Annotated in this window: 8 protein-coding genes; 4 read left to right on the top strand and 4 right to left on the bottom strand. The window is 39.5% G+C overall.

The genetic code is table 11. The annotated features are described in order from the left end of the window. The 3 genes from ACEW8U_RS15890 to ACEW8U_RS15880 form a co-directional block, all read left to right on the top strand. The coding region (locus ACEW8U_RS15890) for an RNA polymerase sigma factor (RefSeq protein WP_373523038.1) at positions 1-304 on the top strand (304 nt) is incomplete at its 5' end. A gap of 7 nt (positions 305-311) precedes the next feature. Then, complete coding sequence (locus ACEW8U_RS15885; protein WP_373523037.1) at positions 312-509, top strand: hypothetical protein; 198 nt, start codon at positions 312-314, stop codon at positions 507-509. A gap of 299 nt (positions 510-808) precedes the next feature. Continuing rightward, a complete protein-coding gene (locus ACEW8U_RS15880) occupies positions 809-1,327 on the top strand; it encodes a hypothetical protein (protein WP_373523036.1) in 519 nt (172 codons plus the stop codon). Positions 1,328-1,609: 282 nt separating this feature from the next. Here the strand turns inward: ACEW8U_RS15880 and ACEW8U_RS15875 are convergent, their stop codons facing one another. From ACEW8U_RS15875 to ACEW8U_RS15860, 4 genes are all read right to left on the bottom strand, one after another. Next, on the bottom strand, positions 1,610-2,941 hold the full coding sequence (locus ACEW8U_RS15875; protein WP_373523035.1) for a TolC family protein: 1,332 nt from the start codon (positions 2,939-2,941) through the stop codon (positions 1,610-1,612). A 1-nt stretch (position 2,942) separates the two neighbouring features. Beyond that, positions 2,943-3,617 carry an ABC transporter ATP-binding protein gene (locus tag ACEW8U_RS15870; protein WP_373523034.1) on the bottom strand — a complete coding sequence of 225 codons (675 nt, stop codon included), beginning with the start codon at positions 3,615-3,617 and terminating at the stop codon, positions 2,943-2,945. A 287-nt stretch (positions 3,618-3,904) separates the two neighbouring features. Further along, positions 3,905-4,618, bottom strand: a complete 714-nt coding sequence (locus ACEW8U_RS15865) for an SDR family oxidoreductase (protein ID WP_373523033.1) — start codon at positions 4,616-4,618, stop codon at positions 3,905-3,907. A 463-nt stretch (positions 4,619-5,081) separates the two neighbouring features. Beyond that, entirely contained in the window at positions 5,082-6,089 is a 1,008-nt protein-coding gene (locus ACEW8U_RS15860; protein WP_373523032.1) for a Gfo/Idh/MocA family protein, read from the bottom strand. Positions 6,090-6,384: 295 nt separating this feature from the next. Between ACEW8U_RS15860 and ACEW8U_RS15855 the strand changes: the two genes are divergently transcribed. After that, positions 6,385-9,081 carry a phosphoenolpyruvate carboxylase gene (locus ACEW8U_RS15855; protein WP_373523031.1) on the top strand — a complete coding sequence of 899 codons (2,697 nt, stop codon included), beginning with the start codon at positions 6,385-6,387 and terminating at the stop codon, positions 9,079-9,081. Positions 9,082-9,090 lie beyond the last annotated feature (9 nt).

The following is a 9,090-nucleotide window of genomic DNA, read 5'->3' as shown; positions in this document are numbered from 1 at the left end:
AAAAGAAAAGAACCTTTTTAATGAAATTGGACTCGACGGAATCCTACCGGCACCGTTACATTCCCAGCCAAGCGATGGTCTGGCGGTGGAAGACCTGATGAAGCTTATCGACAGTCTCCCTTCAGGCTATAGAACGGTTTTCAATTTATATGCCATTGAAGGTTATTCCCATCATGAAATAGCTGAAAAACTTCGGATCAGTGAAAACACCTCCAAATCACAATTGAGCAGGGCTAGAGGTCACCTGCAAAAGATGATCAAAAACAAAACAGACGAATCCATTTCCCACATGATGTGTGTGTGAAAAACTGGTGAATTCAATTGAAAAATTACTCATGAGACCTACTTTGATTTTTCCCGAACATATAACCCGGGGAAATAATGCATATTCTGCATTGGATTTTGGAATAAAAGGGGGTATTACCCTTAAAGAGGAAGTAATTGAATCCGGGATTTTAAATATGGATCATAAAAATAAAACTAAGGGGTCATCTGAAAACGCAGATTAAAAAAAGTAATTCTCTCGATACAGCTTGCCACAATCTCCTTAAATCAGAACTTGATCTAACAAAAAGAGGTTGTGAATTTTTTTTTACCTTTTTAAAAGTTGGGTAAAAAATTACCCAAAATGTGGGATTTTTGCTTGAACCAAAATAAAACCCTCATAGGTATAAGGATAAATACTTTTAGAAATCTTTGAATTTTAACGCTTAAAAGGGTTTTTTTAACTTTCAACCGAAAAATTATCAAACAGGTATGCATATTGTAATTATTAGATTACAAACCAATTAAAAAAATTCAACTGATTATGAAAACAACCAAGATGATGATTGTAAGCGGCGCATTGTTCATGATGATTTCATGCGACAATACTGAACGCGATAATGAAAGGAAAGAAGCAAAAGATGATCTCAAAAGCTTTGTGGACTCAGTAGATAGAGTAGCCGACGAAAGAACGGATCATAACTGGACGGACCTGGACCGTAGGTATTCAAATCTCGAGCAACGCGCAGAAACTGCCTATATGAATGCTGAAGAGGAGGATCTTGAAGATTTGAGAGAAATCCAAGTCAAGTATGAAGAGGCCAAAATTGAAGGTAAAAAGAAAGAGTTTGAGATGAATGAAAAATCAGAAATGCATCTTTCAAGGGTGGAAACTTGGAGAGAAAGCAGAACTACATCTGCAAATAGAAATACCTCCGAGGACATAGATGATACTGTGAAGGAAAGTATTGACTGGTTAGAAGATAATTTTGAAAAACTGGGAAACGATATAAGAGCAAGATACGAAAGGATCCGTGCTGATGTTAAGCCGAAGGACGGATGATAGCTGGAACTGGGGGGATACCACTAATAAAAAAGCTTGTTCCAGCTTTTCGGCCAGCTTTTTTAGAGATTGTCAAAAATTATTAGCTTAGCAATTTCACTTCTTGAAATCCCCCCTGTTCACTGTCAAAATGCTTCTTTATTCTAATTGCAATATGGCTAGTCTCGTCGTTGCATAACTTAAATTCAAAACCAAAACAGGTTTTAAAAGCTATGTTATGTCATTTGAAGGAGCGCACTATATCGAAGGCAATTTTCTCCATCTCTGCATATATAGAATTAATCAATCCACATCCAAAACCCCCAACGCAAACCTCAAAATCACTTCCTGAAAATACAATGTATAGAGTGATTGGGCATAATCCGATTGGGCAGTGACCAATTGTTGATTGGCTTGGGCCAAGTCCACAAAATTGGACACCCCTAACCTGAATCTTTCTGAAATTGCCCTTTGGGCTTCTTCAGCAGCAGACAGTTGCACCTTGGTGGTTTCTTCCCTCTTGATGGAGGCTTTGAAGTTTTCGTAGGCCAGTTTGGTTTCTTGAGTTACTCTTCTTTCGAGTGCTGATTTTTCAAGTTGTTGATTTTGTAGATTCACTTTGCTTCTGGCTACAGCCACCTTATTATCGAAATTATTGAAAATCGGGATATTCAAAGAAATACCATAAGCCCTTCTTGGAAAAATCGTGAGAAATTGATCCCTGATACTTCTTTCATCCAAAGAAGTGAAGAATGTATTGTAATTGAAGAAAGCATTGAGTTGGGGAAGCATAGCAGACCTGGAAACAGCCACCATTTTGATATTCCCTTCTTCCAATAGCTGTTGTTGAACAAGATCGGGTCTATTTTCAAAAGCCAAATCATACAATTCATCTAAAGTCCTGCCCATATAGGCACTCTCCATATTTTCCATTTCAACTGACTGTAGTGCAGGAAGTTTATTTGGTCCCAATTGCAATGTTTCCGCAAGAGTCCATAAATCCGTTTCCCATTGAATTTTGGCATTCAAAGCCACTGTCTCCAATCGGGCAACTTCAGACTGTTGGTTATATTGATCAGAAAGTGTTCTCAGCCCTGCTTCTACAAAGCCCTCTATCTGCTCCAACTGTTTTTTCTGATTTTCAAGATTTTCAAGGGCAATACGGTACAATTCTTCATCCAGTAACACCTGAAGGTATTGTTGGGCAATATTGAACATCACTTCCTGCGAGGCCCTTGACAGACCATATTCACCTGCTTCCTCAAAATAGCGGGTTGCTTGTGTATTTTTGATTCTCAACCCTCCATTATAAATCGGCATTTGGGCGTTTGCTCCACCATCAATAATATTGTTGACCTGATTGACTACAATAAGCTGACCTTCCACCTGCTGAAACTGTTGACCTACCGTCTGCAATACTGATGTATTCAGATTCAACCTAGGCAAATGTCCCATTTGAGCAGCACGCTTTTCCATGTGTAGTACATCCTGCTGATTGATGAGGGATTGAAATTGCAGGTTTTGCTTCAATCCGATTTTCACCGCCTCCTGAAAGGAGAGAGGTATAGTGTCCTGTGCCTTAAGTTCACCAATAAAAAGGCCCAAAACCAAGGAAGTAATTAGAATCTTTATCATATCAAATTGCAATGTCCTGATCAATTTTTCCGTCCAGCATTTCTATCAAACGGGTACCATAATCTGCATTTTCCCTGGAATGGGTCGCTTGAATGATTGTGGTCCCTTCTTTATTCAATTCTTTAAATACTTCCATGATTTCCTTTGCCTGAGCAGAATGAAGATTACCTGTGGGTTCATCTGCCAACAATACCCTCGGCTTACCAGCAATTGCCCTAGCAATGCCAACCAACTGTTGCTGACCACCTGACAGCTGTTCTGGGAAGAGATCTTTCTTGGCTACCATATTAAACCTGTCAAGCAGGTCTGCTATGATACTTTTTCTTTCCGATCCGGATACATTCCTATAGAGCAGGGGGGTTTCAATATTTTCATAAACCGTCAATTCATCAATCAGATGGTACGCCTGAAAAATATATCCGAACTCGGATTTGTGAAGTGCCGACCTTTGTCTGTCCTTCATGGCATTGATAGATTTGTCATCAAAAAGATATTGTCCTTCATACTCTTCATCCAACAGACCGATAATATTGAGCAAGGTGGACTTCCCTACCCCGGATGGGCCCATAAAAGTCACAAATTCACCCTGATCGATTTTCAGGTCAATCCCTTTTAGTATAAATACCCGTTGAAACCGGGAATCGATGAATTTATCAATGTTTGTAAGTTGGATCATTTTTTTAAGACGTGAGATTTTAGACTTGAGACGTGAGATTTTAGGCCTTCATGGTGGCTTGTAGGTTTGAGATTCAAAGTGAGATCAAAATATTAGTATAAGTATTTAATTGATGATGGATGACCGATGACCGGTGACAGAATCATCGGTCATCGGTCATCTGACATCGGACATAATCCCAAAGCCATGCCACAAAAAAAAGCCCATAATTGTCCGTATAAGGGCAATTATGGACAGTTGTGGCTAATTTTATCCGAACAACTTTGTTCGCTGGCGGACGATTCAAATCATCCGGGCATGCTTGGTCTTACTTCAATCTTACTTGGTAAGGTCCTAGGGTGCATCTGCAGCAAGTCAACGACCATTTGTCCAAGGTCTTCAATTTGAATTTTCCATGCATCTTTTTCATTCGGTGTATGGTCATTGAAATAAGTGGCTACTGAACCTGGCATGATGGTAGTGAACCTGATTCCGTCCTTTCTCAAGTCTAGCATGGCTGCTTGAGTAAACCCCGTAACACCAAACTTGCTTGCATTATAAGCCGAGCCGCCGGCAAAGAAATTGGTGCCAGCCAAACTTGAAATGCTAATGAAAAATCCCTTAGTGGATTTCAGCGCTTCCACTCCAGCTTTTAGGCTATAGAATACTCCTGTCAAGTTGGTATCTATGGTTTCATGCCATTGCTCCAAAGTTAGGTCCTGAATCGGTGCAAAATGCCCAATACCTGCATTGGCTACTATAAGGTCCAATTGGCCCCATTTATCCAACACCTTTTTTACAGCCTTTGTTTGGGAGTCAAAATCCCTTACGTCAGCCTCAAAGCCAAAGGCTTCCCCACCTCCTAAATTATTGAGTTTTACAGCGGCTTTGTCAGCTGCATCCTGAGATCGGCTTGTAATGGCTACTTTTATTCCTTGTGCTACTAAAGCTGCAGCAATGCCGTATCCTATTCCTTTACTTCCACCTGTGATAAGTGCGGTTTTGTCTTTTATGTTTTCCATGATTATGTATTATTGGATTAATTAAAAATGCTGAACCAAGAAAACTGAATAAATGCCAAAACGGTTCGGAAATATCGAAAAATCAAAGATTTATGAAAGATTTAAGCAAATTGAATTTTAGGAAAAAATCACAGGTGACGTATGAACCTACTTGTAGTCCACCAATGCGCCAAGAATAAACACTACTAGGGTTGAATATATGTTTAAGGCAGCTGAAACACATTCATTTGGAAGAGTGGCTTGGCATTGGTTTGGCCGAGATAAAAACGACCTTACAATAAGTGGCAACGGTGGGGCTTGGAATATTAATAATTACGAAAATCCAAACAATCTTACTTGGAAAGGTCAAAGGATCTGGAATGACAATCATAATTTGCCAATTAATGATTAAGGCTTAAAAATTCATCAATGTTTTCCTTCCAAATTTTTGCCATGAGACTTACACAAATCTTCAATCTAAAATCTAAAATCTACCCTCTCTCCCCACCAACCTATCCATCACCCAATTAGTCCTTGCACCTGAAATTCCTGTACTCGGACATTCACCTTGCCCCAAAAGATCATCAACGACAGTATTGATCAAAGGCTGCTGAATATGATGGGGCAGGTCCACTTGGAAGAGCATGGTTTCTAGTTCATCTCTTTCCAGCACAAATTCTCCCTTACCAAAAGTCTCAAAGCTGATTTTCCCTTTGCTACCATAGATGGTAATTTCGTCTATTTCCGAAACTTTGCATGTGGTGAAACACCAGTTTCCTGTTCCCACTACCCCACTTTCAAAAACAAAACTCCCACAAACAATATCTTCAGCTTTATAGGCTTTTGCCTGATTGCTTGCAAAACCCTGTGCTTTTAAAATGGGCCCAAAAAAGAAATCCAATAAGTCCAATTGATGGGAAGCAAGATCAAAAAAATATCCTCCACCAGCAATCATTGGATCTACCCTCCAGTTATTTTCCAAATGAACCACCACATCCGGAGTTAATATTTGTTTCAAATTAATATGAACCGTCCTGATTTCCCCGATGGAACCCCCATCCAATAATTCTTTTATTTTGACAAAATGTGGTAAAGCCCTCCTATAGTAAGCCACATAGAGAGAAACTCCTGCTGCTTCACAAACAGCTATCATTTCCCTGCATTCCGTAAATGACCTGGCCATGGGTTTTTCCACATAGACAGGCTTTCCTGCTTTTGCACCTAATTTTGTAAGTTCCAAGTGCGCATTTGGAGGTGTGGCAATATAGATGGCATTGACTTCCGGGTCATTTACCAGTTCATCAGCTGATGTATACCATTTCGGAACATGATGCCTCTCTGCATAATCCTTGACTTTTTCCTCACTCCTTCTCATTACCGCTACCAAACGACTATTTGGGATCAGGTTCATAGCGGGAGCAGATTTGACTTCACAAACATTCCCGACCCCAAGTACTCCCCAATTGACAGTATCTCCTTTGATCTTTTTCATAAATTAGATTTCATGCATGTACGCAATGATGCAAGTAAAATGGTAATTAAATATAATTCTTGCAAAAAACTGAATTGTCCAATACATCGGACTTCCGACTTCGGACTTCCAACCTGTTTGTAGTAGAAAATTGGGTTACTGGCAAAGAAGCAAATAACCATTATAAATTTAGAGGTATTAATCATTACATCCCTTCTTTGGGGTCTAAATTATTTGAATGGACAAAAAAAGGTCCCTAATAAATATATCCCTAAATTTGGTTTCATTGATTTTTAAAACATTAATCTAAAAAAATATGAGTAATCTCTCGCCGGAATTCATTTTTGAAAAGATAAAAAAAGACATGGCATTTTTAACTGAATGCTATAAACGAGTATTGATAGACATTGGAGAAGACAAACTCTCTCCATTATTGAACGGAAAACTTAATCAAGAAAAATTGGAAGAGTTGACCGAAGACCTTGAGGAAAAACAAATTCAGTTTCTCAGTATTTATCTCCAATTGATGAATTTGGTTGAAGAAAATGCCGCTGTACAATTCAGAAGAAAACAGGTCAACGAAAATGGAATGGATGCTATCCGTGGTTCTTGGTCAGAAACCTTTGAAAGGTGGAAAAAGCAGGGCTTGACAGAAAACCAAATCCTTGAGATCATCAGAGAGGTCAAGGTAATTCCTGTACTGACAGCACATCCCACAGAGGCTAAAAGGATTTCCATTCTTGAACTACACAGAGCGATTTATTTACAATTGGTAAAACTGGAAAACAATAATTTTTCCGAGATTGAGAGAAAGCTGATCGAAGATGAAATTATTTCACTTTTGGAACGCTGGTGGAGAACGGGGGAAGTCTATTTGGAAAAACCGACCGTTATTTCCGAGCGCAATAATGTCATGCATTATTTTACAAAAGTTTTTCCTGATATCCTTAAAAAAAGTGATCAGCAATTCCGTCAAAGCTGGAAATATGCGGGATTCAATTCTCAATCGCTAAATAGCCTAAAAGCCTTTCCCCTGATACAATTTGGAAGTTGGGTCGGAGGCGACAGGGATGGTCACCCTTATGTCACAGCAGAAATTACCGGCAATACCCTATTGGCACATAGGAAAGCTTCTTTGGAAATCATACGAGAAAAAATCAGGGACTTAGCTGCCCACCTGAGTTTTTCTGAAATAAGGAGTCGGGTGCCATTCCAATTGATCTTATCCGTCAATGAAATGGCGGTAGTGTTTGGGGAAGCAGGGAAAAAGGCAATGGAAAGAAATAACCATGAACCTTGGAGACAGTTTCTTAACCTTGTTTCACTCAAATTGGAAAACACCATCCACGATGATTTTACTGAATTCAAATATTATGCTGACTCCCAAGAGCTTTTGGATGATTTGAAAATTCTAAGGAAAAGCCTAGTGGAAATCAAAGCGGCGAAGATTGCTGAATCTTTGGTTTTTCCTGTGGAGAGGCATGTCCAATGCTTTGGATTTCATCTGGCCAAACTTGATATCCGTCAAAACAGTGAATTTCATGACAAGGCCTTGGAGCAGATCCTGAATGTTGTCCTCCATGACAAAACAGCTTACAATACCTGGTCTGATGAGGAAAAACTCTCTTTTATCTCCAATGAGCTTCAGAGTGAAAGGCCATTTGCATTTTTAGGAGAATCATTTGGGGAAGAGGCTGACAAAGTACTTGATTGCTTCAGGGTAGTAAAAAATCATACCGACACCTATGGAACTAAGGGAATTGGTTCATTTATTATCAGTATGACGAGGGGCCTGAGGGATTTATTGACTGTGTACCTTTTTATGAGGGAAGTCGGATTGGATAGGAAATACTTTCAGGTAGTCCCTCTCTTTGAGACTATAGAAGATCTGGAACATTCCTCCAAAATTATGGACGATTACTTTTCTCATCCCTTTATTACAAAAACGGATGTTCAGGAAATCATGCTTGGATATAGTGACAGCAATAAGGATGGCGGAATTGTGGCTAGTCGATGGAATATCTACCACACTGAACAGCGGTTATCCAAAATAGCTTTGTTGCACAAGTTAAGATTCAGATTCTTTCATGGGATCGGCGGCACTATCAGCAGAGGTGGAGGCAAATACCATAGATTTTTGGAAAGCATGCCATTGAAGAGTCTGAGCGGTCAAATCAAACTGACTGTACAGGGTGAAACTATTGCCCAGCAATTTGGAAACTTACTCAACGGTACCTATAATCTTGAAATGATATTGTCTGGTGTTGCATTTCAGACAGGTTCCTATCAGTTCCCAATCGAAATCCCCGAATACCCTGTCCAATCCCTTAAACGACTCTCTGAATATTCCATATCTTATTATAATGCCTTGATCACACATCCTGCATTTATAGAATTTTATGGGGAAGCTACGCCAATAGACGTTCTGGAATTAATTAAGATCGGTTCTAGGCCGGCAAGGAGAACCGGTACCAGAAGTCTTTCAGATCTAAGGGCAATCCCTTGGGTTTTCAGTTGGAGTCAGTCAAGATTCAATATTACAGGTTGGTTTGGAATCGGGTTCGGACTGGAAAAACTAAGAAAAGACAACCCGGCGGAATACCAAGATCTAAGGGAATTTGCCGGGAAATGGCCTTTGTTGAGGTATATTTTGATACAATTGGAAACCAATCTAATGTCAGCTGACCCAAATTTGATGAAACAATATGCCAACCTGGTTCAAAATCAAAAGACAAGAAATGAAATCCTGAAAATCATTCTGGAAGAATACCAAAGAGGGCTTAATGAAATTGCAGCAATGTTTGATAAGGAACGGGAGACCCGTAGAACAAGTCAACTTGACAACCAATGGAGAAGAGAAGTAGCATTGAAAGTCCTCCATAAGCTCCAAATTGATGAGTTGTCCAAATGGAGAAAGATAAAAAGCAATAACCCGGAAATAGGAGAACCTCTGGTAAAAAAATTGCTGGAAATCACCACTGCTTTGGCCAGTGGTCTGAAAAACACCGGCTGATATTAAAAC

The organism is Aquiflexum sp., assembly GCF_041751335.1.
GTDB lineage: Bacteria > Bacteroidota > Bacteroidia > Cytophagales > Cyclobacteriaceae > Aquiflexum.
The sequence above is the reverse complement of the archived record's forward strand: the minus strand, read 5'-3'. Positions and strand labels throughout refer to the sequence as shown.

Bases quoted from the DNA above. Each gene is read 5' to 3' on its own strand.
- ACEW8U_RS15880 (WP_373523036.1), top strand. From the start codon at position 809: ATGAAAACAACCAAGATGATGATTGTAAGCGGCGCATTGTTCATGATG.
- ACEW8U_RS15875 (WP_373523035.1), bottom strand. From the start codon at position 2,941: ATGATAAAGATTCTAATTACTTCCTTGGTTTTGGGCCTTTTTATTGGT.
- ACEW8U_RS15870 (WP_373523034.1), bottom strand. From the start codon at position 3,617: ATGATCCAACTTACAAACATTGATAAATTCATCGATTCCCGGTTTCAA.
- ACEW8U_RS15865 (WP_373523033.1), bottom strand. From the start codon at position 4,618: ATGGAAAACATAAAAGACAAAACCGCACTTATCACAGGTGGAAGTAAA.
- ACEW8U_RS15860 (WP_373523032.1), bottom strand. From the start codon at position 6,089: ATGAAAAAGATCAAAGGAGATACTGTCAATTGGGGAGTACTTGGGGTC.
- ACEW8U_RS15855 (WP_373523031.1), top strand. From the start codon at position 6,385: ATGAGTAATCTCTCGCCGGAATTCATTTTTGAAAAGATAAAAAAAGAC.